Source organism: Segatella copri, assembly GCF_002224675.1.
Lineage (GTDB): Bacteria > Bacteroidota > Bacteroidia > Bacteroidales > Bacteroidaceae > Prevotella > Prevotella copri_U.
Window position 1 is genome coordinate 1 of the sequence record NZ_NMPZ01000087.1, and the last position, 511, is coordinate 511.

Below are 511 nucleotides of genomic sequence, written 5' to 3' on the forward strand. Positions count from 1 at the left end.
AAAGCAAGCCCATCAATCCGAAACAATGATCGCCATGCATGTGGGTGATGAAGATGGCATTGAGCTTGGAGAAATGGATATGGGAACGACGGAACTGCATCTGTGCACCCTCGCCACAATCTATCATATAGCACTTTCCCCGCATCTCTATGAGCTGCGAGGAAGCATTGTGTTTCAGGGTTGGCAGCGCACTGCCACACCCCAGTATATGTATCTTAAATGGTTCCAACTTAATCTAAAATTTAGAATGACAATTTACTCCTGGCGCTTGAAGACATAGATGCCCTGGGTATTCTCCAGCATCAAGCTGTCAGAGCCCAGTTTATCGATGGCAAAGGTATCCTTGTTGAGCAGGAGCTTTCCGTTCAGGATTTTCCATGAAGTCCAAGGATTGGTCTCAGCCTTCACATTGTTTTTTACCNCTCCACCTTCCAGCAAGTCGAAGTTCTTGTCGAGTGAAGTCCACTTGCCCAGGAGTGAAGTAAGATTGATGATTTTCTGTGCCATCATC

The 511-nt window shown here is 46.3% G+C and carries 1 protein-coding gene and 1 pseudogene; both read right to left on the minus strand.

The features are described 5' to 3' along the window. The coding region (locus tag CFT61_RS16450) for an MBL fold metallo-hydrolase (protein ID WP_142990673.1) at window positions 1-229 on the minus strand (229 nt) is incomplete at its 3' end. Between the two features lie 26 nt (window positions 230-255). After that, window positions 256-511: pseudogene (locus CFT61_RS16455) on the minus strand (lipocalin family protein); the annotation flags it as partial.